Source organism: Streptomyces sp. ALB3 (genome assembly GCF_044385685.1).
Taxonomy (GTDB): domain Bacteria; phylum Actinomycetota; class Actinomycetes; order Streptomycetales; family Streptomycetaceae; genus Streptomyces.
Genome location: NZ_JBISCE010000051.1, coordinates 1 through 1048 on the forward strand (window position 1 = coordinate 1; position 1048 = coordinate 1048).

1 protein-coding gene is annotated in these 1048 nt (G+C 67.1%); it reads left to right on the top strand.

Annotated features, from left to right (window positions below; translation table 11 throughout):
- Nucleotides 1-1048 (top strand): polyketide synthase dehydratase domain-containing protein (locus ACHFIV_RS33165; protein ID WP_398976649.1); only part of this gene is annotated, 1048 nt, incomplete at both ends.

Here is a 1048-nt window from a genome sequence, read left to right on the forward strand (position 1 = left end):
GCGGAGGTGTCCCTGGCTGAGGGGGACGGGCTGGTGTTGACGGGGCGGTTGTCGCTTCAGTCGCACGGGTGGCTTGCTGATCATGTGGTGCTGGGTTCGGTGTTGTTGCCGGGTACGGCGTTCGTGGAGTTGGTGTTGTATGCGGGCGAGCGGGTGGGGTGTGGGTATCTGGAGGAGTTGACGCTGCAGGCGCCGTTGGTGATGCCTGAGCGTGGTGGTGTGTCGTTGCAGTTGTCGGTGGGTGGGCCTGCGGCGGATGGTCGTCGGGTGGTGGGTGTGCATTCGCGGTCGGCTGAGGATGCTGATGGTGAGTGGGTGCGGCACGCGACGGGTGTGCTGGCATCGGTGGGTGCGGGCTCGGGTGAGTCGTTGGGGGAGTGGCCGCCGCGGGATGCTGCGGTAGTCGGTGTGGAGGGGTACTACGAGGAACTCCTGGAGCTCGGGTACGGGTACGGCCCGGTCTTTCAGGGGTTGCGGGCGGTGTGGCGACGCGGCGTGGAGGTCTTCGCCGAGGTTGCGTTGCCGGAGGAGATCTCCGGGGACGGGTTTGGCGTACATCCGGCCCTGCTGGATGCGGCGTTGCACGCCATGGGGCTGGCCGGTGACCGGAATGAGGACGGTGGGGGGACAGGCCTGCCGTTCGCGTGGTCGGGGGTTGCTCTGCATGCGGTGGGTGCGTCGGTTCTGAGGGTGCGGATCTCGCCGGCTGGTTCCGGGGTGTCGGTGGTGCTGGCTGATGCGGCTGGTGAGCCGGTGGCGTCGGTGGATTCTTTGGTGTTGAGGCCCGTCTCTGCGGAGCAGGTGCAGGGCTCGGGCGTGTTGCGTGATGCGTTGTTCGAGGTGGAGTGGGTCGAGCGTGCGCGGGTTGTGGATGGTGAGGTTCCTGCTGTCCGGGTGGTGACCGGTCTGGATGTGTTGGACGTGGTGCCGGGTGTGGTGGCGGTGTCGTTCGCGGCTTCGTCCTCTGCTTCTGCTTCGTCTTCTGGTTCGGTGTCGGGGGATGTGGTGTCCCGGACGCATGAGGGTGCGGCGCGGGTACTGGGTTTGG